Source organism: Cupriavidus sp. Met-2 (assembly GCF_049843575.1).
GTDB classification, from domain to species: Bacteria; Pseudomonadota; Gammaproteobacteria; order Burkholderiales; family Burkholderiaceae; genus Cupriavidus; species Cupriavidus metallidurans.
Genome location: NZ_JBBHZL010000006.1, coordinates 224,319 through 246,397 on the forward strand (window position 1 = coordinate 224,319; position 22,079 = coordinate 246,397).

Below are 22,079 nucleotides of genomic sequence, written 5' to 3' on the forward strand. Positions count from 1 at the left end.
GGAGATTTCATGACCGCAACGCCCAGCCCCACGCCTCATCGTGGCGAGACCGTATTCATCGTCGACGACGATGAAGCCATGCGTGACTCGCTGACCTGGCTGCTCGAGGGCAACGGCTACCAGGTGCGCAGCTTCAACAGCGCCGAGCAGTTCCTGTCCGCCTACGACGCCAGCCAGGTTTCGTGCCTGATCCTGGACGTCCGTATGCCCGGCATGAGCGGCCCGGAGTTGCAGGAGCGCATGATCGCCGAGAACATCGACATCCCGATCGTCTTCATCACCGGCCACGGCGACGTGCCGATGGCGGTCTCGACGATGAAGCGCGGCGCGATCGACTTCATCGAGAAGCCGTTCGACGAATCGGAACTGCGCTCGCTAGTGGAACGGATGCTGCAGAAAGCCCGCACCGATCACTCGGCCGCGCGCGAGCAACGTGCCGCCAAGGACCTGCTGAGCAAGCTGACCACGCGCGAGCAGCAGGTGCTCGAGCGCATCGTGGCAGGCCGTCTGAACAAGCAGATCGCCGACGACCTGGGCATTTCCATCAAGACCGTGGAGGCGCACCGCGCCAACATCATGGAAAAGCTCAACGTCAACACGGTGGCGGATCTGTTGCGCCTGGCGCTCTCGCGCAATAGCTGAGTCCCGCCTTGCCGCTCCTTCTCCCCGTCGCGGGGGAAGGAGCCGCCTCCCTGCCCACTGCCGGCCGAACGGCGCTTGTCCTTCCCTTGGCCGCTCGTTACTTCCCCGTCAAATAGTCCTCGTCTGTGAACGTCAGCACCCATTGCGGGCGATAGACGACGAAGATCGCCACCAGCATCCCCGTCAGGAATGCCTCACCGAACCCGATCACCACGGCGCCGGTCAGGCTGTCCCCGATCGTCAGCCCGGCATGGGGCGGTCCCAAATGGAACTGCCAGAGCGTGCGAAGGCCGCCGGCGACGATGGCGGCCACCAGCGGGGCGAAATAGCCGTGACCGAGAATGAAGATGAACGGGTGGCGCGGTAGTCGGCGTCGCATCACGGCCTGTAGCCCGGCAGTCAGCAACCCCGGAGCCGCCGCCATCCAGATGAAGCGCGGCGCCAGGGACACCCAGGCGATATCCGCCCAGCCCTGCCCCGCCAGGTAAGCCAGCCCCAGCAGCGACACCAGATCGACAATGGCCAGCGTCAGCATCGCCAGCGGCAGCCCGAACATCGTCACCGCCAGCGGGGCCCCCATCAGTTGGACCACGACCCCGGTCCCGACCGTCGCCCGCGCCGACCACAGCAAGGTCAGGAAGACGAGCCCGCCGAGCCAGGCGTGCTGGAGCGGTTCCTGCCGCAGCAGCCGCCATGGCCGCTGCGACACCACCCAGGCGAGCATCGCCACGGAGAGGGTCGGAAGCGGCCAGGTTGCCAACAGGGCCTGAAGTGAGGAATCGTCGATCTGCATCGGGCGGATGCTAGCAGCCCCGGCCAGAAACCGGGTTGTATCCGATCAAGCCAGGCAGCCCGTTCTGATTCTGATCAACCCCTTTATAATCCGGGTTTCACGAGCGACGCTGGCGACCCCCGCCGGCGTCGCTCCCCGTTTCCCCAAGCCTCTCCAGTCACGTATCCCCATGTCCGCTCACCTGATCGACGGTAACGCCCTTGCCAAACAAATCCGCGCCGAGGCCGCCCAGCGCGCTGCCCGCCTGACCGCGGCCGGCCACCAGCCCGGCCTGGCCGTGGTGCTCGTGGGCGAGGACCCCGCCAGCCAGGTCTATGTGCGCAACAAGGTGAAGGCGTGCGAGGACAACGGATTCTATTCGTCGCTGAACCGCTACCCGGCCGACCTGTCCGAAGCCGACCTGCTGGCCCGCATCGACGAACTGAACAACGACCCGAAGATCCACGGGATCCTGGTCCAACTGCCGCTGCCCAAGCATATCGACAGCCACAAGGTGCTCGAAGCCATCGCCCCGGAAAAGGACGTCGACGGCTTCCACGTGGCCAACGCCGGCGCGCTGATGACCGGCGCCCCCCTGTTCCGCCCCTGCACGCCGTACGGCTGCATGAAGATGCTCGAATCGATCCAGTACCCGCTGCGCGGCGCGCGTGCCGTGGTGGTGGGTGCCTCGAACATCGTCGGCAAGCCGATGGCCATGATGCTGCTGCAGGCTGGCGCAACCGTAACGATCTGCAATAGCAAGACGCGCGACCTCGCCGCCCATACCCGCGACGCCGACGTGATCGTCGCTGCCGTGGGTCGCCGCAACATCATTACTGCCGACATCGTCAAGCCGGGCGCCGTGGTGATCGACGTAGGCATGAACCGTGACGACGCCGGCAAGCTGTGCGGCGATGTGGACTTCGCCGGTGTGCGCGAAGTGGCCGGCCATATCACCCCGGTTCCGGGTGGCGTCGGCCCGATGACGATCACGATGCTGCTGATCAACACGCTGGAAGCCGCGGAACGCGAAGCCGGCATCGCCTGAGTGATGCTCTAGGTGATGGCCTGAGCGATGGGCCAATTGCGCCAATAGCTAAGTCGTACTGGATATTTCGGCGCATAGGCCTCATCTTGCACGTGTGATGCCGCATCCCGGCAGCCAATCGGAATTTGCCACCATGACTGATACTACCGACCGCGCCAGCAACCCTCTGCTTGATTTCTCCGACCTGCCGCGCTTCGCGGAGATCCGGCCCGAGCACATTGGCCCGGCGCTGGACGTGCTGCTCGCCCAGGCGCAGGCAGCCGTCGCCCGCGCCGAGGACCCGGCCACCCCCGCCACCTGGGCCAGCGCCGTTGAGGCACTGGAGGTCGCCACGGAGCCGCTCGGCCGCGCCTGGGGCGTGGTCGGGCATCTCAGCGCCGTAGCCGACACCCCCGAGTTGCGCAAGGCACACGCCGACAACCTGCCCCGCATGACCGAATTCTGGTCATCGCTGGGCCAGAGTCTGGCCCTGTACGAGAAGTACAAGGCCGTCGCCGCCGGCCGCGAGTTCGCAGGCCTTTCGCCGGCGCGCAAGCAACTGCTCGAGAACGAGCTGCGCGGGTTCCGCCTGGGCGGCGCCGAACTGGCCGAGGACAAGAAGCCGCGCTTTGCCGAGATCCAGGAACAGCAGGCGCAACTGTCGAAGGCGTTCTCCGACCACGTGCTCGATGCCACCAATGGCTACGCCCTCTATATCGAGGACGAGGCACGCCTGTCCGGTATTCCGGCCGACGCAAAGGAAGCCGCGGCGCTGGCCGCCCAGAAGGATGGCAAGGCAGGCTGGAAGTTCACGCTGCACTTTCCGTCGTACTTCCCGGTGCTGCAGTATGCGGACGACCGCGCGCTGCGCCAGACCATGTACGAGGCCAGCGTCACGCGCGCCTCGGAACTGGGCCCGCGGCACGGCAATGGTCAGGCCGACTGGGACAACACGGCCAATATGCGCGAGCAACTGACGCTACGCCGTGAAGAGGCGCATATGCTGGGCTACGCCAACTATGGCGAAGTCTCGCTGGTGCCGAAAATGGCCGAGTCGCCGGCCGAAGTGCTCAAGTTCCTCGACGAACTGGCCGTCAAGGCCCGCCCGTTCGCTGAACACGACTGGAGCGAACTGCGCGAGTTCGCCGCGGCCGAACTCGGCCTGAACGACGTCGCGCCGTGGGATGTCGCCTACGCGTCCGAAAAGCTGCGCCAGAAGCGCTATTCGTTCTCCGACGACGAGGTCAAGCAGTACTTCCAGGAACCGAAGGTGCTCGAAGGGCTGTTCGGCGTGGCCGAGAAGCTGTTCTCGGTCCGCATCCAGCCGGACACGACGCAGACCTGGCACAAGGACGTGCGCTTCTTCCGCGTGGTGTCGCCCCAGGGCGCGCTGCTCGCCCAGTTCTACATTGACCTGTACGCGCGCGAAGGCAAGCGCGGCGGCGCCTGGATGGACGATGCGCGTGGCCGCAAGGAACGCGGCAACGGCACCGTGCAAACGCCGGTGGCCTACCTGACCTGCAATTTCACCGCGCCGGTCGGCGACAAGCCCGCGCTATTCACGCATGATGAAGTGATCACGATGTTCCACGAGTTCGGCCACGGGCTGCACCATATGCTGACGCAGGTGGGCGACCTCGGCGTGTCCGGCATCAACGGCGTGGAATGGGATGCCGTGGAGCTGCCGTCACAGTTCATGGAGAACTTCTGCTGGGAATACGAGGTGCTGTCGACGATGACGGCCCACGTGGAAACCGGCGCACCGCTGCCGCGCGCGCTGTTCGATCGCATGCTGGCCGCGAAGAACTTCCAGAACGGCATGATGACGCTGCGCCAGATCGTGTTCTCGTCGTTCGACATGCACCTGCATACCGACTACGACCCGCAGGGTGCGGCATCGGTGCTTGAGCTGTCGCGCCAGATCAACGACGCGAAGCACGTGGTGCCCCAATCGCCGCTGTCGCGCTGGCCGAATACGTTCAGCCACATCTTCGCGGGTGGCTATGCCGCCGGTTACTACAGCTACAAGTGGGCCGAAGTGTTGTCCGCCGATGTTTACGCAGCATTCGAGGAAGCCGCGCAGCTCTCCGGCAGCGTGCTCGACAGCGCCACCGGCGAGCGTTATCGCCGCGAGATCCTGTCGGTGGGCGGTAGCCGCCCGGCGATGGAATCGTTCGTGGCGTTCCGCGGCCGCGCGCCGCAGATCGACGCACTGCTGCGGCACGGTGGCATGACGGAAGCAGCAGTCGCTGCCTGACCGCCACCCACCCCGCCCTGCCCCCAAGCGCCCGGACCATGAACATTCCTTTCCCGATTCGCAAGGAATGTCCACCGGGCGCCTGTGTCTGCAATCGCGACGCGCTGCTTGCGGACCCCCACGCCGATCTGCGCATCCTGCAACTGACGCAGCAGGAAGAGAAAAAGCTGGTGGACCGGCTGGAGAACGTTGCCACACTCGATGAACTCGAGCGGATGAAGGCGAGGATGCGCGAGTTGCTCGGTATCGAGGTCAGCATCACGCCGAGCGACAACGTGGTACGCACGACGCGCGGCTTCCGCATTGAACTTGCGGACCAGCCAGGCCTGTGCCGCAAGACCCGGCAGGCGATCCCGGCCGCGATCCGCCGCAGCATGGATACCCATCCGGAAATCGCCTACGCGATCCTGGACCAGCGCGGACTGCTTGGCGGCATGGACGCCATCGGCGACGCGCACGGCGACAACGACAATCCAAACAAAAACGAGATATGAGAATCGCAAGCTGGAACGTCAACTCCCTCAAGGTACGTCTGCCGCAGGTGCTGCAATGGCTAGGCGCGCAGGATGCCGCGGGCACGCCGATCGATGCGCTGTGCCTGCAGGAACTAAAGCTGCCCGACGACAAGTACCCGCTGGCCGAACTCCAAGCGGCCGGCTTCCATAGCATCTTCACAGGTCAGAAAACCTACAACGGTGTGGCGATCCTGGCACGCAACGCGGCCATGCCCGTGCCGACTGACGTGGTGCGCAACATTCCCGGCTATGAGGATGCGCAGCAACGCGTGATCGCCGGCACGTACGGCGACGTACGTCTGATTAGCGCGTACTTCCCAAATGGCCAGGCGCTGGACTCGGACAAGTTCGTCTACAAGCTCGACTGGCTCAAGGCCATGATCGAGTGGCTGCGCGCCGAAATGACCCGGTATCCGAAACTCGCGCTGCTGGGAGACTTCAACATCGCCCCGGAAGACCGCGACGTCCACGACCCGGCCAAGTGGGAGGGCCAGAACCTGGTCTCGCCGCAGGAGCGCGACGCGTTCCAGACATTGATCGGCCTGGGTCTGGTTGACTCCTTCCGCATGTTCGAACAGCCCGAGAAAATGTTCTCGTGGTGGGATTACCGAATGATGGGTTTCCGCCGCAATGCCGGGTTGCGTATCGACCATATCCTGCTTTCGGCCGACCTGGCGCGGCAGTGCGCGACGTGTGTCATCGACAAGGAGCCGCGCCGCTGGGAGCAGCCGTCTGACCACACCCCTGTCGTGGCCACGCTCACGCTCGGCTAGCCGATGCGTGCGAATCTGGCCCTGACGCGCTGGTTTCCCTGGCTCCCGCGCGTCACGCCGCTGACGCTGCGCGCCGATCTGGTTGCCGGACTGCTTGGCGCGGTGCTGGTGCTACCGCAGGGCGTGGCCTTTGCCACGCTGGCGGGTCTACCCCCCCAGTACGGCATCTATACGGCCGTGATCCCCTGCATCGTCGCCGCCCTGTTCGGCTCGAGCTGGCATGTGATGTCGGGACCGACCAACGCCAATTCCCTCGCGCTGTTCGCCATGCTGAGTCCGGTGGCATTTGCGGGCAGCCCCGCCTATATCTCGCTGGCGCTGGCGGTCACGATGCTGGTCGGCATCCTGCAACTGGCGGTAGGCGCGCTCCGGCTCGGATCGCTCGCCAATTTCATTTCGCCATCGGTTCTACTCGGTTTCACCTGTGGCGCCGCGACCTTGATCGGACTTCACGCGCTGAAGGATCTGCTTGGGCTTGCCGTGCCAACCGGCACGAGCGCATTCGGCGTGGTGCGCTTCCTGCTCGACAATCTCGACACGGTCAGCGGTAGCGCGTTGATCGTCGGCGCCGTGACGCTGGCGGTCACGCTGCTCGTCAAACGGATCTCGCGCCGCGCGCCCTTCATGCTGATCGGCCTGCTCGCCGGCTACGGCGTTGCGCTGCTGCTCAACTCCACTGGTTGGGGCGCCGCCAGGCATGTGAACGTGGTGGGGCCGATTCCATCGGCGATTCCACCATTCCATATCCCCGACATCAACTGGCGCACGGTGCCTGACCTGCTGGGCATTGCCTCGGCACTGACCATCGTCGCGCTCGGCCAGTCGATTTCGATTGCCAAGGCCGTGGCATTGCGCTCGGGCCAGCACATCGACGCCAACCGCGAGTTCATCGGCCAGGGGCTGTCGAATATCGCGGGCGGATTTTTCTCCGGCTACATTTCTTGTGGATCGCTGAACCGCTCGGTCCCGAATTTCGAGGCCGGCGCGCAGACGCCTCTGGCCAGCGTGTTCTCTGCGCTGCTGCTGGTCGTGCTCGTCATGGTCAGCGCGCCGCTGCTGGCGCAGATTCCGCTGGCGGCGATCTCGGCCATGCTGCTGCTCGTGGCCTGGGGCCTGTTCGATTTCCAGCGCCTGCGCCGTATCGCGCGACTCTCGCGCACCGAGTTCGCGATTGCGGTAGGCACGTTCGTCGCCACGCTGGCGATCCGGCTCGAGATGGCCGTATTGCTCGGCACGATTCTGTCGCTCGTCGCGTACCTGTATCGCACCTCGCGCCCCGCCGTGCGCAGCCTCGTGCCGGATGCCGATGACCCTGGCCGCCGCTTCACACCGCTGGACGAACTGCGCCGACCCCAACCGGAATGTCCGCAGTTGAAGCTCCTGCGCATGGAAGGCGCGATCTACTTCGGCGCCGTGCAATACGTCACCGATCGCCTGCACTGGCTGCGCACGGTCAACGCCAGCCAGAAGCATCTGCTGGCGATGACCAAGAGCATGAACTTCATCGACCTGGCCGGCGCGGAGATGTGGGAAGCCGAGCTGGCCGAGCGGCGTGCAGCCGGCGGCAACCTCTATTTCCACCGTCCGCGCACGCAGGTCCTCGAGACCTGGGAACAGACCGGTTTCACCGCCAAGCTCGGCGACGACCACATCTTCCCCACCAAGCGACAGGCGCTGCACACGATCATCGGCAGTCTTTCGCCCGACATCTGCGCGCAATGCCAGGCGCGCATCTTCGAGGAATGCGCGCAGCGCCCGGGAGCCGTGCCGCGCTCGCCACAAGCCAACGCGTCAGACGCAGCGGCCTCTGCCTGAGCGGCAATCGGAACAACCAGACGTTGATGTAAGACGAAAGACGGTAGGTATGTGAGCGCGCCGACGTGTCTACGCGTGAGACGTAGCCGAAGCCGGCGGCGGAGGGGTGCGCCGCCGGGTCAGACCGGCGCCACGTGCGCGCGCTTGACCACGATAGGTTGCGGCACGCCCTGCTCTATCAGCACCAAGGCCGCGCGCTCGATCGTTTCACGACCAGCACGGAACGCCTCTTCGAGCGACAGCACCTGGTCGGCACTAAAGCCTTCCCACAGCGCCTCGCGTGTTACGACACATGTCACTTGCTCACCATCGACAATCGCGTGGAACAGCAAACCTTCGTTGTTGATGTCGTAGCGGTCTTGCTCCTGGAATTTGATTTCCATCATCACAGCCCTCCAATATGCAAGTGGAAAAGCATCCTAACATGGCTTGGCGGAAATCGTCTTCGATCCCATGCGTGGAAATTTGAGAATGCGATGTGTCTCAATGCTCGTCACGATGTCGGACGATTTCCCAGCGCGGGGCACGAGCATGTCAGCCGTATATGTCAGGACGATGTGCAGGCTAGTAGAAGAATCTCTCATCAAAGATTTGACAAAGCCAAAAATGCTGCTAGAATTTCGGTCTTCGTCGGGGCGTTAGCTCAGTTGGTAGAGCAGCGGACTCTTAATCCGTAGGTCGAGTGTTCGAGTCACTCACGCCCCACCAGACACCAAAAAGGCCGGAAGCAGCAATGCTTCCGGCCTTTTGCTTTGGTGGCTTGGTGCACCTCAATGCGCCGAGCCCCGAGTCGCCGATGTCGCGCCAGTGTCATCCAGCGCATGCGCCATCGCTGCACACCAGCTCCGGCATCGACCGGCGTTTGATGTCATCCGCTCATCAAACGCCGGGCGCTTTCAACGAATCATGCCCCCGCCGCCTGCGCACGCTCGAACAGCGTGCGCGCCAGGCGCCGATGATCCGACAGCACGTTCGGCAGATCCGCGGTCAGCAGATGTCCGTCGCGAATCACCACGCGGCCATTGATAACGCTCATCGACACATTGCCCGGCGTGCAGAACACCAGGGCCGCCACCGGATCGTGCCCAGCTCCGGCGTAGCCGACGCCCGACATATCGAAGGCGACGATATCCGCCGACATACCCGGCGCGAGCGCGCCAATGTCATCCCGATTCAGCACCTTGGCCCCGCCAAGCGTGGCAATCTCGAGCGCCTCGCGCGCGCTCATCGCGGCCGGACCATACCCGACCCGCTGCAGCAGCATCGCCTGACGGGCTTCGCCAAGCATGTGCGCGCCGTCGTTCGATGCGCTGCCGTCGACGCCGAGCCCCACGGGCACGCCGGCGTCACGCATCCGGCGAATCGGCGCGATGCCAGAAGCCAGCCGCATGTTGGAACAAGGGCAATGCGCCACGCCCGTGCCGGTACGGGCGAACAACGCCACCCCTTCCTCATCGAGCTTCACGCAGTGCGCGTGCCAGACATCGTGCCCAACCCAGCCCAGATCCTCCGCGTACTGCGCGGGCGTCATGCCGAATTTTTCGCGCGAGTAGGCAATGTCGTTGTCGTTCTCCGCAAGGTGAGTATGCAGCGACACCCCGTAGTGGCGCGCCATCTTCGCGGACTCCCTCATCAGGTCGCGCGACACTGAGAACGGCGAGCACGGGGCCAGCACCACACGCAGCATCGCGTGCCGCGACGCATCGTGATACTGCTCGACCAGTCGCTGGCTGTCGCGCAAGATCGCTGCCTCGGTTTCCACGACGACATCGGGCGGCAGGCCACCCTGGCTACGGCCGACACTCATCGAACCGCGTGCCGCGTGAAAACGCATGCCGATCTGGCGCGCCGCGTCGATCGAATCGTCCAGACGCGATCCATTTGGATAGAGGTACAGGTGATCGCTGGTAGTCGTGCATCCGGACAGCATCAGTTCGGCCATCGCGGTCTGGGTCGACACGCGGATCATCTCCGGCGTCAGGTGCGACCAGAGCATGTAGAGATTGGTCAGCCACCCGAACAACTCGGCATCCTGCGCGGCAGGCACGGCGCGCGTCAGGCTCTGGTACATATGGTGATGGGTGTTGACCAGCCCGGGCATGACCACATGCCCGCGCATATCGACAACCTCGGCGCGCCCCTCGTCGACAAGCCGACGGTATTGCTCGGGCAACTCGGCCGTGGGCCCCACCCACTCCACCGCCGGCCCGTTCGCGACCAGCGCGCCATCGGCAATTTCGCGCCGCTGCGCGTCCATGGTGACGAGTACGTCGGCGTGCTGAAGGATCAAAGTCATAGTGATGTGCATCGGTTGTGAACGTTGCGCAGTCTACGCAACGCCAGTACGCACCCAAAGCGCAGAATTTCGCGCTTGGTGTCCACAAAATGAGGACACCTGGATCGTGAACCGTTGACGGGCGGAATTAACGGAACAGGCCGTCCAGCGCGGTGCCGATACGCTCCGCCATCAGTTCGGCTGCGGGACTCAGCGGCGCCCGCGCCCGCGCAACCATCCTCAACGCTTGCTGCCGTAGATCGCTGTCGCGCAGCGGCACGAAGACCACGGCGCCACGCGCGCGCTCATCCATCACATCGAGCGAATTGAGCAGCGCCACACCGGCCCCGGCCGCCGCGAGTCGCTGGATCAACACGACCGAGGTCGATTCCACAGCGGACGTCACCTCGACCGACTGGCGCGCGAAGGCGTCGTCGACGAGCGCGCGGATCGACAGCGAAGGCGCCGGGAGGATCAATGGATAGCCGGCGCACTCCGCCAGCCGTGTCGACGGCTGCGTGGCCAGGGGATGCCCCGGCGCCACCACCGCGCCAATCGACCAGTCACGGCTGGCCATCACGCGGAACGCCGCCACCTCCGGCAAGTCGTAGCCGAGCCCCAGGTCTGCGTCGCCCTGCTCCACCGCCGCCACGATGCCGGCCACGGGCAGGTCCGCCACACGCACCACGATGCCAGGGTGATGCTGGCGGAAGTCGTGCACGAGAGATGGCAGCAGGGAGCCCGCCAGACCCGACGTGGTCGCAACCGTGACCATGCCGCGCCGCGCGCCCTTGATCTCGGCAACGCGCGCCTGCAGCGCCTCATGCTCGCGCAGCGTCTGCCGCACGTGAGCGAGCACCATCTCACCCAACGGCGTCAGGTGCAGGCGGCGGTTGATCCGGTCGAACAGCGGTGCCCCCAACTCCGCCTCCAACTCAAGGATCTGCCGGTTGATCGCAGTTGGCGCCACGTGCAGATGCTCGGCGGCGCGACGGATCGAACCACGGCGCACGACTTCATCGAGATAGCGCAGGACACGGGCGTGCATGACGGATGGGAGCCATTGAGACAGTGGGCGCATTGTAAGCGGCACCTGACATGCCGATGAAAAAATTGCGAACAAGGGCTTGCGCAGTATTCGGTACCTTGCTAGAATCTCTTTCTTCGTTGGGGCGTTAGCTCAGTTGGTAGAGCAGCGGACTCTTAATCCGTAGGTCGAGTGTTCGAGTCACTCACGCCCCACCAGCGAATTCAGAAAAGGCCGAAAGCAGCATTGCTTTCGGCCTTTTGCATTGGCGCTCCCGCAGCGCTTCATACGCGCGTCATTGCTCACCCGCTACGCTCTCACGCGCGCACCCACGGGTTCTCCCCGATTCCCCGCCCCCGCCATTTCACGGTTGAATGCCCGTCGACGCACATCACGGAACGAAGTTCCGTATTGCGGAACCAGCACAACTAGCAACACGTACTAGCAACACCTGGAGGCATCTTTTGAAAGCAGTTCTGAATACGGGCGCCATCGCCGCCCTCGCCGTCCTCGGCCTGACCCAGACCGGCATCGCCCACGCGCAAGCGTATCCGACCAAGCCGATCCGCCTGATCGTGCCATTCGCCGCCGGCGGTACCACGGATATCGTTGGCCGCGCCGTGTCCGATGCGATCGGCCGTGAACTGGGTCAGCCAGTGGTGGTGGAAAACCGCGGCGGCGGCGGCGGCGCGATCGGCGCCGATGCGCTGGCCAAGTCCGCGCCTGATGGCTATACGCTGGGTATCGCCACGGTCAGCACGATGGCCACCAACCCGGCCACCAACCCCAAGAACCCGTACGACCCGATCAAGGACTTCGCGCCGATCACCAACCTGGTGAACGTGCCGAACGTGCTGACCGTGAACCCGAAGGTGCCCGCAAAGAACCTGAAGGAGTTCATTGCCCTGGTGAAATCGAACCCCGGCAAGTACAGCTATGCGTCGGCTGGCAAGGGCAGCATCTCGCACCTGGATGGCGAGCTGTTCAAGTACATCACCAAGACCGATATGGTCCACATCCCGTACCGTGGATCGGGCCCGGCGCTGAATGACACGCTGGCCGGACAGGTCAACGCGCAGTTCGACAACCTGCCGTCGTCGATGCCGTTCATCCAGAGCGACAAGCTGCGCGCCCTGGCCGTCGCCGCGCCGAAGCGCGTGGAAGGCCTGCCCAACGTGCCGACGTTCGCGGAAGAAGGCATGAAGGACATGAACAACATGGCCTGGTATGGCCTGGTGGCCCCGGCGGGCACCCCTGCTGCCATCATCACCAAGGTGCACGATGCGGCGGTCAAGGCCCTGCAGGATCCCAATGTGAAGAAGCGTCTGCACGACGCCGGCGCCTACCCCGACGGCAACACGCCGCAACAGTACGCGGCACAGATCAAGCGTGAACTGGAACTGCGCAAGAAGATCGCCGTCGATCAGAACATTACCCTGGAGTAAATGGCGCAATAAGTACCGTATGCAGGCCTTGTGACGTGGCTGTCTCGCCGCCTGAACATTGTTACTACAACTTTCGCTAGGCGAGTGTCCACGATCACCGGTACAGTACAGATGAAGTCATTTTTTTCCTATTTGCCGGGCCCGTAAGCCCGGCGGTTACCTGTGAGGATGATGATGCTGAAGAAGACCGTACCGACGCTGGTTGTTGCCGCCCTGGCTGCCTTGGGCACCATGCAACTGGCCCATGCGCAGAAGAACTACACGGACGGCGGCGATCTTTACAGCGGGGCCCACTCGAAGGACAAGGCCAACCCGAACAAGAGCGCGGCCAAGTCCGGCAAGTTCGATCCGTACACCGACGGCGCCAAGAAGTCGACCAAGTCGGAACTGGCTCCGGGCAAGAAGGCTGACCCGTACACTGACGGGGCGAAGTCTGGCAAGTTCGATCCGTACACTGACGGCGCGAAATCCGGCAAGTTCGACCCGTACACCGACGGCGCCAAGAAGCAGTAAGCGTCGTCCTTCATGGCCCCCGTTCTCAGGCGGGGGCCATGTTTCTCTTCCCTCCCGCATTACCCCTCCCGCATTACCCCTCCCGCATTACCCCTCCCGCATTACCCCTCCCGCATTACCCCTCCCGCATTACCCCTTCCCCGCCTCCCACGAGTGAATTATCCGTCGCTCCCACGCGATTGAGATCCGTCACTGCGTTGCCGCTGTCACGCAGGTTTCCCGCCCCCTTCCAGCGCACCAGGCGGCGCCCGGCTCGCCTCATCCAAAAGACTGACTAGGACATACCCGACCTGTCACACCAATGTCTCTACATTGCTGCTAGTGTTCGGCCTACCAATGATTTCAAGCAGTACCAGGCGTGACCTGCCCGCGTTGAGAGGCAGGCACCCAAGCCGCCCGGGCCGGCCAATGCACCGGCCCAGATTGCATCAGGCGGCAACCCTAATATGGGAGACCTGAGCTAATGCAGCCCAAAGCACTCGATACCCACGAACCCGTAGTGCTCGCGCTGGTCGAGGCCGTCACGGCCTGGCAAGGCGCGCTTGAACAGACCCTGGGCGTATCGGGGCTGACCTATCCCAAATGGCTGCTGTTGCGGGCAATCCGCCACGAGGAATTCGTACGCGGCAAGCCGTGCGAAACCGCCATCTTTCTCGATGTCGCGCAGAGCGAGCATATGCTGCGCGAACTGGGCGACGATGGCTGGCTCAGTTTCGATGCGGACGGCACGCCGCGCATCGCGCCGGCGTCGGTCGCGCGGATGAAACGCGCGGCGCAGGCCATCAAGGCCCTGCACTCGGTATCCGCTGGTCAGTTCAGCACCTCGGAGCGCGCGGCGCTAAGCAGCTTGCTGCATCGCATGACCACCACGCTGGAAGACCACGTTGCGCGCCATATTCGCCATGCGGCGTGGGAACGCGACGAGATGTCGATGGTCGTGCCGGACGAACTCCGCCGCGTCGCGCAACAGGCTATCGCTGCCTGACCGACCCGCACCGCAGCCATGACGCCCCGCCCCGCACGGGGCGTTTCTGTTTTGTCACCCGGGCAAGGCAATTCTTTCCTACAGTGTGATCATGCACCGGCACGCCGCCGAGGAGACGCCATGCCCCCGGAAAACGAAGAAAAGGTTGCGCAGTTGCTGGATGAGTTGGTCGCGTTCGCGCACGAACGGCTGCCGGCTGCGACGTTCGGGATCGTCGAACCCCTGCTGCGGCACTACTACGACCTGGCCGATGGCGAGGACCTGCTCGCACGCAACGTGGCCGATCTCTACGGCGCCGTCATGGCGCACTGGCAGACGGCGCAGAAGTTCGTGCCGGGCACCGCTCGATTGCGCGTCTACAACCCGAACCTCGAGGAACACGGCTGGCACTCGGACCACTCCATTGTCGAGATCGTCAACGACGACATGCCGTTCCTGGTCGATTCGGTCACCACGGAGATCAACCGGCACGGACTGACGCTGCACTCGGCCATCCACCCGGTCTTTCGCGTCTGCCGCGACACGCGCGGCGGCATCGAGAGCATCGGCCTTGGCGGGGGCGAGATGGGCGCCACCAACTGCCGGCTCGAATCGTTCATCCATTTCGAAGTCGACCGCACAGGCGAGGCCGCGCAACTCGAAGCCTTGCGCAATGCCATCGCGCGCGTCCTCGGCGATGTGCGGGTAGCCGTGGAAGACTGGCCGCGCATGCAACAGATTGCGCGCGACACAATCGGCGGCATGGCCCAGGCCCCAGATGCCGCCACGCCGGAGTCGGTGGAAGCACGCGCGTTCCTGGAATGGATGCTGGACGACCACTTCACGTTCCTCGGGCATCGCGACTACGAGCTGATCTCGCGCGATGGCCAGTTCTGGCTGCGCGGCGTGCCCGGCTCCGGCGCGGGCATTCTGCGCGAGGCCCTGCGCGACCCTGCGGCGGAAGACCTCACGTCCCTGCCCGCGGCCGCCCGCAGCGTCATCGAAGGCGCCACGCCGATCTTCCTGACCAAGGCCAATTCGCGCGCCACGGTGCATCGACCCGGCTACCTCGACTACGTCGGGGTCAAGCTGCTAGACGCTAACGGCAAGCTGTTCGGCGAACGCCGTTTCGTGGGCCTGTACACGTCCACGGCCTACATGGTCAGCACCAGCGAGATCCCGCTGGTACGCCGCAAGTGCGCCAACATCCTGTCGCGCGCCGGCTTCCTGACCAAGGGCCATCTGTACAAGTCCTTGATCACCATCCTGGAACAGTACCCACGCGACGACATGTTCCAGGCCGACGAAGACGAGCTGTTCGACATCACACTCGGCATCCTGCGGCTGCAGGAACACCAGCGCACGCGCCTGTTCGTTCGGCGCGACCGCTTCGACCGCTTCATCTCCTGCCTGGTGTTCGTACCGCGCGACAAGTACAACACCGACCTGCGCCAGCGCATCCAGAAGTTGCTGATGCAGGCGTTCAACGGCACGGGCTGCGAATTCACGCCACTACTGTCCGAATCCCCGCTGGCACGTATCCAGATCACGGTGCGCGGGCAGCCCGGCACGATGCCGGAGGCCGATACCCGCGAGCTCGAAGAGCGGATCGTGCAGGCCACGCGCCGCTGGCAGGACGACCTGTCCGCCGCGCTGCACGAGACCCGCGGAGAGGAGCACGGCAACAGGTTGCTGCGCCGCTATGGCGATTCGTTCCCGGCAGGCTATCGCGAGGACTATCCCGCGCGTACCGCCGTGCGCGATATCGAACTGATGGAGCACGCGCGCCAGCATCCGAACGGACTGGCCATGAACCTGTATCGCCCGATTGAGGCCGCCCCTGGCGCGTTCCGATTCAAGGTATTCCGCGCCGGCCTGCCGATCGCGCTGTCGGCAAGCCTGCCCATGCTCGAACACCTGGGCGTGCGCGTCGACGAGGAACGTCCCTATCTGATCGAACCCGACGCCGGCGACCCGATATGGATCCACGACTTCGGCCTGGAGATCGCCGCCGACCACGAAGGCCAGCCAGTCGATATCGAAATCGAGCGCGCCAAGCCGCTGTTCGAAGACGCTTTCGGACGCGCCTGGAATGGTGAGATCGAGAACGACGACTTCAACCGGCTGGTGCTGCGGGCGGGCCTTGCCGCGCGGGACGTGACGATCCTGCGCGCCTACGCCAAGTACCTGCGCCAGGTGGGCTCCACGTTCAGCAATGCCTATATCGAACAGGCGCTGGCGGCAAACCCGCGTATCGCGGCGATGCTGGTCGCGCTGTTCGTCTCCCGCTTCGACCCGGCCGTTGCCGCCGCCGGCACACCCGACGATGCCCGCTGCCGCAAGCTGCTGGCCGATATCGAATCCGCGCTCGACCAGGTGCCGAATCTCGACGAGGATCGCATCCTGCGGCTGTTCCTCAACGTAATCAGCGCAACTGTGCGCACCAATTACTTCCATCACGACGCGGACGGTCATCCACGCCCCTACATTTCGTTCAAGTTCAATCCGGCGCTGGTACAGGGGCTGCCCGAGCCGCGACCGATGTTCGAGATCTGGGTCTACTCGCCACGGGTGGAGGGCGTGCACCTGCGCGGCGGACGCGTGGCGCGTGGCGGATTGCGATGGTCGGACCGGCGCGAGGATTTCCGCACCGAGGTGCTGGGCCTGATGAAGGCGCAGATGGTCAAGAACACGGTCATCGTGCCGGTCGGCTCGAAGGGCGGCTTCGTCGTCAAGCGGCCGCCGCCGCCCACCGATCGCGATGCGTTCCTCGCCGAAGGCGTGGCCTGCTACCAGACCTTCCTGCGCGGCCTGCTCGACCTGACCGACAACCTCGTCTCCGGCAACCTCGTGCCGCCACCCGAGGTGGTGCGTCATGACGATTCGGACCCGTACCTCGTGGTGGCGGCCGACAAGGGCACAGCCACGTTCTCGGACTATGCGAACGCCATCTCGGCCGAATACGGTTTCTGGCTCGATGACGCCTTCGCCTCCGGTGGATCGGTTGGCTACGACCACAAGAAGATGGGCATCACCGCGCGCGGCGCGTGGGAAAGCGTCAAGCGGCACTTTCGGGAGATGGGCACCGATATCCAGGCCACGCCATTCACGGTGGTCGGCATTGGCGACATGTCTGGCGACGTGTTCGGCAACGGCATGCTGCTATCCCCCCACATCAAACTCGTGGCCGCGTTCGACCATCGCCATATCTTCCTTGACCCGGATCCGGACTGCGCGAAGAGCCTGGCCGAGCGCGCGCGCATGTTCGATCTGCCGCGTTCGAGCTGGGCCGATTACGACGCCACGCTGATTTCCGCAGGTGGCGGCATCTATCCACGCACAGCCAAGACGATCGCGCTCTCGCCGCAGGTACAGGCCGTGCTCGGCATCACGGCGGCATCGCTGCCTCCCGCCGAATTGATCCACGCGATCCTGATGGCACCGGTGGATCTGCTCTACAACGGCGGCATCGGCACCTACGTCAAGGCGAGTACCGAAACCCACCAGCAAGCCGGCGATCGCGCCAACGACCCGGTACGTGTCAACGGCAACGAACTGCGCTGCAAGGTGGTGGGCGAAGGCGGGAACCTCGGTTTCACCCAGCTCGGGCGTATCGAGTTTGCCCGCCACGGCGGCCGTATCAATACGGATGCCATTGACAATTCCGCCGGCGTCGACTGCTCCGACCACGAGGTGAATATCAAGATCCTGCTTGGCATCGTAGTGGCCGATGGCGAGATGACCGAGAAGCAACGCAACAAGCTGCTGGCCGAGATGACCGACGAGGTTGGCCTGCTGGTGCTGCAGGACAATTACTTCCAGACCCAGGCGCTCTCGGTCGCGGGCCGCGTGGCGCCGGTGCTGGTCGATGCCGAAGCGCGGCTGATCCGCTGGCTGGAACGCGCGGGCCGTCTCAACCGGCCGCTCGAGTTTCTGCCCACGGACGAGGACATCACCGAACGCAAGGCGCTGGGCGCCGGGCTGACATCGCCCGAACGCGCGGTGCTGCTGGCCTACAGCAAGATGTGGCTCTACGACGAACTGCTTGCGTCCGATATCCCCGAGGATGTGCTCGTGGCCGGGCTGCTGGCCGACTACTTCCCGCAGCCGCTACGCCAGCGCTACGCGGAGGCCATGCAGCGCCATCCGCTGCGGCGCGAGATCCTGGCCACGCACCTGACCAACATGCTGGTGAACCGCGTCGGTGCCACGTTCGTCCATCACCAGATGGAAGAAACCGACGCGCGGCCCGCTGACATCGTGCGCGCCTGTCTGCTGGCCCGCGATGTGTTCGGGCTTACCGGGCTCTGGGAACGGATCGACGCGCTCGACAATCGCGTCGAAGACGCCGTGCAGGCGCGCATGTTCGGCGATCTGGCGCGGCTGCTCGAACGCGCCACGCTCTGGTTCATCCGCTATCTGCGCGCGGGCGGTACCGTGGAGCCGGGCGCAGCCAGGTTCGTCGATGCGGCGCAGTGGCTCACGCCACAATTGCCAACGCTGCTGCCGCCCGAGCCATCGCAGGCCATGGCCGAACGCGCCATGGCCCTGACCGAAGCCGGCGTCGACGAAGATCTGGCGCTACGTGTGGCGGCCAGCGATATCGCGGCGGCGGCGCTCGACATCGCGGAGGTCTCTGGAACATGTGGCCGCAGCCTTGGCGCCGTGGCAGGGGTCTACTTCGCCCTGGACACCGAACTCAACTTCGGATGGCTGCGCGAGCGCGCGTTGTCTCTACCCGCGGAGACGCACTGGGATCTGCTGGCACGCACGACTACGCTCGACGACCTGGGTCGGCTCAAGCGGGCGTTGACGACGAGTGTGCTGGGCCAGTCGCGCGACACGGATGACCCACAGGCGCTCATCGAGGGCTGGCGCGGCACCCGTCAGGCGGCGCTGGACCGCTATGCCCAGATGCTGGCCGACCAACGCGCCTCGGGCGTTTCAGGCGTGGCGGCCTTGTCGATGCTGTCGGTCGCGGTCAGGGAGATTGGCTTGCTCGAACGCGCCTGAATCCGGCTGCCACCAGTGGGTTCAGGCGTGACGATCCTCGTCATCGATGACGTCGTCATCGTCCATGTCGCGCAGCGGCGCCAGGTCGTCGTCATCGGAAAGGTCATCCGGCTCGCCGCCCCGCGCGCGAAACTCGAGGCCAAGCCGCAGGAACAGGTCGAACGCGTCCGCCAGCAGATGCTTCTGCCGTGGCAGCAGGCTGGCGTAGGGCATGTCGTAGATCGACTGGTGCGTGCCGCGCGCACCCTTGAGCCCGCGATCGCGCGCAATGTCGGACAGCAGGGCGGCAAAGCCCGACAGGTCCTGCGCCGCGAGCGCGGTATTGAGCACGCGCGCGATGACTTGCGGCGATGCGGCCGCCCAGCCGATGACCTCGGCGTTGGAAGCGGAGTCGTGGGATAGGTCGCTGATTTCCATGGCTGTCTTAACGGCCCCGTGCACGCTGGCTTGAGCCGCAACCGCAACGCTCCCCCTTAGGAGGGGAAGTCAGCTTCGCCGGCGCGGCGGCGTGGCGCGCTTCGCCTCGGCGCTGGGCGGCGTCTTCGCGACATGCTCGCGCGGAATCTGCTTGTAGGTGACGGCGCCATCGCGCCCTTGATTGGCCTTCAGGTGGTTACGCGCGCCGCAGAGCGGGCAGCGAAAAAGCGGGCCCTGCCCCTCGTTGTGGATATCCACCTCGTCGGGCGCCCAGCGCGCACCGCAAGACTGGTTATGGCAAACAAACATTGTCGACTCCGGAAATTGCGGCGAATCGTAACATGCGGCCCCGCCAGCGGTGGCGGCCTAGCCGTTGTTCTGGACCCAGTGCCGCGCCCATGCGCCGGCCGCCATGCGGGCCTCGGCGGCCGTGGGGTACGTGGCAGGCGGGCCACCCGCCTCCTGCACCACCGCGCCGGCTTCCCAGATATCGCACCACGCCTTGTATCGTTCCCTGCCCAGCGCCTGCCAGAACAGGTGCACGACAAACCCGCGGTATTCGAACATGTCCGAACCGCTTTCCGGCGAGATGGACGCCCGCACCATCGCGCGGGGGTCCTGCGCCGTGGCTGCGTCATCGTCATCGGCAACTTGCCGCGCGCGGCGCATCCCTAGCGCGGCGCACAGGCTGGCGGCCAACGCGCCAGCCAGAAGGCCCGCCGCGAACCAGCAGATCCTGCTCGTGAACTGCGCATCACGCTGCAACATCGGCACCTCCGTCTGCGGACGGATGTCCGGAGCTTCGTTGCGTTTCAGGTTACACCAATGCGACGTCGAAGCCAGCCCCGCGTCGCGCACGCGGTCCTCCATGAAAATCAGAATCCGGCACGTGCAATGGGTGGACAAGGTCGATATACTGTACATTCATACAGTATCGGAAATCTCCGAGACATATCCGAAACATCACTTCTCCGCCGCCCTGCCATGCCCGCCTATCAGCCTGCCTCGATCCTGCTGGAAGCCCACTACTTCGGCGACGATACCGAGATGCTGCGCCTGCCTTGCGCGAGCGTCACGGTGCAGAGCGGCGCAATTCTCGTCGACGGCGTGGAGATCCGGCAACTGCATGCGCTGCGCTGGACGCCAGACTACCTCTCGTTCAGCGATGGCGGCGACCACCATCGCTACCCGGTCAGCCGCCCCGCCGTGATCGGGCCACAGGCCGCGCGCTTCGCGCTGCTCTAGTGCTCAAGCGGCGCCGCAGCAATGCGCCCGCGTACTCGGCACGCGACCCAAGCTCGCGCTCGATGCGCAGCAGGCGGTTGTACTTGGCAGTGCGATCCGCGCGCGACATCGACCCCGTCTTGATCTGCCCGCATCGCAGCGCCACAGCAAGGTCGGCGATCGTCACATCCTCGGTTTCACCCGAACGATGCGACATCACGGCCGAATACGCGTAACCATGGGCCACGCGAACCGTCTCGCGCATCTCGCTCAGCGTGCCGATCTGGTTGGCCTTGACCAGGATGGCGTTGGCCATGCCCTGCTCTACCCCCTGCCTCAGCAAGGTCGGATGTGTGCAGAACACATCGTCGCCAACAAGCTGGCACCGCTTGCCGAGCTGCCGCGTCAGCAATTGCCAGCCCATCGCATCGTCTTCCGCCATGCCATCCTCGATCGAAACAATCGGATAGCGGTCCGCGAGGCGTACCAGATAGGCCACCTGCTCCTCGCGCGAGCGCTCGACGCCCTCGCCCTGATAGACATAGCTGCCATTGACATATAGCTCGCTGGCGGCAGGGTCGATGGCCAGCGCGATGTCCTCGCCGGGGCGATAGCCTGCCTTGGCGATGGCTGCGACCAGAATGTCCAACGCCTCCTCGGCAGCGTGAAATTCGGGCGCGAAGCCACCCTCGTCGCCCACGTTGGTGGTGTAGCCGGCAGCCTTCAGCATGGCGCGTAGCGTATGGAAAACCTCCGCGCTGGCACGTACCGCCTCGGTAAAGGTCGGTGCCCCGGCAGGCACGATCATGAATTCCTGAAAATCGAGCGCATTGTCGGCATGGGCTCCACCATTGATCACGTTGATCAGCGGCACGGGCAGCAACGAAGCGCGCTCTCCGCCAAGATAGGCGAACAGCGGCAGACCATTCGACATCGCAGCCGCGTGAGCCACGGCCAGGGACACGCCGAGCAACGCATTGGCGCCAAGCCGACGCTTATCCGGGGTGCCGTCGAGGTCGATCATGATCGTGTCGATCTCGGGTTGGTCACCGGCATCACGCCCGAGCAGTGCCTCACACAACTCGGTGTTGACGGCCTGAACCGCCCGCAACACGCCTCGCCCCAAATAGCGTCGCGGATCGGCATCGCGCAACTCCACGGCCTCGCGCGCGCCGGTCGATGCCCCCGACGGCACAATGGCACGGCCTACCGCACCGTCGTCGAGCACGACCTCCACCTCCACCGTCGGATTCCCCCGACTATCGAGCACCTCCAGCCCCCGGATCTCAGCCACCTTGCTCATTCGCGCACTCCCTTTGTGAGAAAAATGAAGATTCGTCGATCCTAAAAGGCTTTGACCAAGCTGAATATCGCGTTATTTTCCTCAATTCGTCAGCTTT

General features: G+C 64.8%; 19 protein-coding genes and 2 tRNA genes. 13 read left to right on the plus strand and 8 right to left on the minus strand.

Annotated features, from left to right (window positions below; all coding sequences use genetic code 11):
* Positions 1 to 9: 9 nt before the first annotated feature.
* Complete coding sequence (locus WD006_RS15575) at positions 10 to 642, plus strand: response regulator transcription factor (RefSeq protein ID WP_008650428.1); 633 nt, start codon at positions 10 to 12, stop codon at positions 640 to 642.
* A gap of 97 nt (positions 643 to 739) precedes the next feature.
* Here the strand turns inward: WD006_RS15575 and WD006_RS15580 are convergent, their stop codons facing one another.
* Complete coding sequence (locus tag WD006_RS15580) at positions 740 to 1,435, minus strand: energy-coupling factor ABC transporter permease (protein ID WP_011515973.1); 696 nt, start codon at positions 1,433 to 1,435, stop codon at positions 740 to 742.
* Positions 1,436 to 1,604: 169 nt separating this feature from the next.
* Between WD006_RS15580 and folD the strand changes: the two genes are divergently transcribed.
* From folD to WD006_RS15605, 5 genes are all read left to right on the plus strand, one after another.
* Positions 1,605 to 2,462 carry a bifunctional methylenetetrahydrofolate dehydrogenase/methenyltetrahydrofolate cyclohydrolase FolD gene (gene folD / locus WD006_RS15585; protein ID WP_011515972.1) on the plus strand — a complete coding sequence of 286 codons (858 nt, stop codon included), beginning with the start codon at positions 1,605 to 1,607 and terminating at the stop codon, positions 2,460 to 2,462.
* A gap of 133 nt (positions 2,463 to 2,595) precedes the next feature.
* On the plus strand, positions 2,596 to 4,698 hold the full coding sequence (locus tag WD006_RS15590; RefSeq protein ID WP_029308121.1) for a M3 family metallopeptidase: 2,103 nt from the start codon (positions 2,596 to 2,598) through the stop codon (positions 4,696 to 4,698).
* Positions 4,699 to 4,736: 38 nt separating this feature from the next.
* A complete protein-coding gene (locus tag WD006_RS15595) occupies positions 4,737 to 5,192 on the plus strand; it encodes a hypothetical protein (protein ID WP_011515970.1) in 456 nt (151 codons plus the stop codon).
* Positions 5,189 to 5,986: an exodeoxyribonuclease III gene (xth, locus tag WD006_RS15600; protein WP_011515969.1), complete on the plus strand. Its 798-nt coding sequence runs from the start codon at positions 5,189 to 5,191 to the stop codon at positions 5,984 to 5,986. The genes WD006_RS15595 and xth overlap by 4 nt, the downstream gene beginning before the upstream one ends.
* 3 nt (positions 5,987 to 5,989) lie before the next feature.
* Positions 5,990 to 7,801 (plus strand): SulP family inorganic anion transporter, encoded by a 1,812-nt coding sequence (locus WD006_RS15605; protein WP_011515968.1) that lies wholly within the window; start codon positions 5,990 to 5,992, stop codon positions 7,799 to 7,801.
* Between the two features lie 119 nt (positions 7,802 to 7,920).
* Here WD006_RS15605 and WD006_RS15610 read toward each other — a convergent pair whose 3' ends face one another.
* Positions 7,921 to 8,184 (minus strand): DUF1488 domain-containing protein, encoded by a 264-nt coding sequence (locus tag WD006_RS15610; protein WP_008650441.1) that lies wholly within the window; start codon positions 8,182 to 8,184, stop codon positions 7,921 to 7,923.
* 249 nt (positions 8,185 to 8,433) lie between these two features.
* On the opposite strand from WD006_RS15610, the gene WD006_RS15615 reads away from it, so the two are divergent.
* Positions 8,434 to 8,509, plus strand: a tRNA-Lys gene (locus WD006_RS15615).
* A gap of 196 nt (positions 8,510 to 8,705) precedes the next feature.
* Here the strand turns inward: WD006_RS15615 and WD006_RS15620 are convergent.
* Positions 8,706 to 10,097 carry an 8-oxoguanine deaminase gene (locus WD006_RS15620; RefSeq protein WP_029308122.1) on the minus strand — a complete coding sequence of 464 codons (1,392 nt, stop codon included), beginning with the start codon at positions 10,095 to 10,097 and terminating at the stop codon, positions 8,706 to 8,708.
* 127 nt (positions 10,098 to 10,224) lie between these two features.
* Positions 10,225 to 11,124 carry a LysR family transcriptional regulator gene (locus WD006_RS15625; RefSeq protein ID WP_029308123.1) on the minus strand — a complete coding sequence of 300 codons (900 nt, stop codon included), beginning with the start codon at positions 11,122 to 11,124 and terminating at the stop codon, positions 10,225 to 10,227.
* Between the two features lie 121 nt (positions 11,125 to 11,245).
* Between WD006_RS15625 and WD006_RS15630 the strand changes: the two genes are divergently transcribed.
* The 5 genes from WD006_RS15630 (at position 11,246) to WD006_RS15650 (ending at position 19,038) form a co-directional block, all read left to right on the plus strand.
* Positions 11,246 to 11,321, plus strand: a tRNA-Lys gene (locus WD006_RS15630).
* A 246-nt stretch (positions 11,322 to 11,567) separates the two neighbouring features.
* Entirely contained in the window at positions 11,568 to 12,548 is a 981-nt protein-coding gene (locus tag WD006_RS15635) for a Bug family tripartite tricarboxylate transporter substrate binding protein (RefSeq protein ID WP_029308124.1), read from the plus strand.
* A gap of 174 nt (positions 12,549 to 12,722) precedes the next feature.
* Positions 12,723 to 13,061 carry a hypothetical protein gene (locus tag WD006_RS15640; protein WP_024569438.1) on the plus strand — a complete coding sequence of 113 codons (339 nt, stop codon included), beginning with the start codon at positions 12,723 to 12,725 and terminating at the stop codon, positions 13,059 to 13,061.
* Between the two features lie 463 nt (positions 13,062 to 13,524).
* Positions 13,525 to 14,046 (plus strand): hypothetical protein, encoded by a 522-nt coding sequence (locus tag WD006_RS15645; RefSeq protein WP_011515962.1) that lies wholly within the window; start codon positions 13,525 to 13,527, stop codon positions 14,044 to 14,046.
* 120 nt (positions 14,047 to 14,166) lie between these two features.
* Positions 14,167 to 19,038, plus strand: coding sequence for an NAD-glutamate dehydrogenase (locus WD006_RS15650; protein WP_029308125.1), 4,872 nt, complete (start codon positions 14,167 to 14,169; stop codon positions 19,036 to 19,038).
* A gap of 21 nt (positions 19,039 to 19,059) precedes the next feature.
* Here WD006_RS15650 and WD006_RS15655 read toward each other — a convergent pair whose 3' ends face one another.
* The 3 genes from WD006_RS15655 to WD006_RS15665 form a co-directional block, all read right to left on the minus strand.
* Positions 19,060 to 19,455 (minus strand): hypothetical protein, encoded by a 396-nt coding sequence (locus WD006_RS15655; protein ID WP_008650454.1) that lies wholly within the window; start codon positions 19,453 to 19,455, stop codon positions 19,060 to 19,062.
* Between the two features lie 69 nt (positions 19,456 to 19,524).
* Positions 19,525 to 19,764 (minus strand): hypothetical protein, encoded by a 240-nt coding sequence (locus tag WD006_RS15660; RefSeq protein WP_011515959.1) that lies wholly within the window; start codon positions 19,762 to 19,764, stop codon positions 19,525 to 19,527.
* Positions 19,765 to 19,821: 57 nt separating this feature from the next.
* Positions 19,822 to 20,325, minus strand: a complete 504-nt coding sequence (locus tag WD006_RS15665; protein WP_035822627.1) for a hypothetical protein — start codon at positions 20,323 to 20,325, stop codon at positions 19,822 to 19,824.
* Positions 20,326 to 20,439: 114 nt separating this feature from the next.
* On the opposite strand from WD006_RS15665, the gene WD006_RS15670 reads away from it, so the two are divergent.
* A complete protein-coding gene (locus WD006_RS15670; RefSeq protein ID WP_011515957.1) occupies positions 20,440 to 20,700 on the plus strand; it encodes a hypothetical protein in 261 nt (86 codons plus the stop codon).
* On the opposite strand, the gene eno is transcribed toward WD006_RS15670, so the two are convergent.
* Complete coding sequence (gene eno / locus WD006_RS15675; RefSeq protein ID WP_029308126.1) at positions 20,648 to 21,982, minus strand: phosphopyruvate hydratase; 1,335 nt, start codon at positions 21,980 to 21,982, stop codon at positions 20,648 to 20,650. The genes WD006_RS15670 and eno overlap by 53 nt on opposite strands.
* Positions 21,983 to 22,079 lie beyond the last annotated feature (97 nt).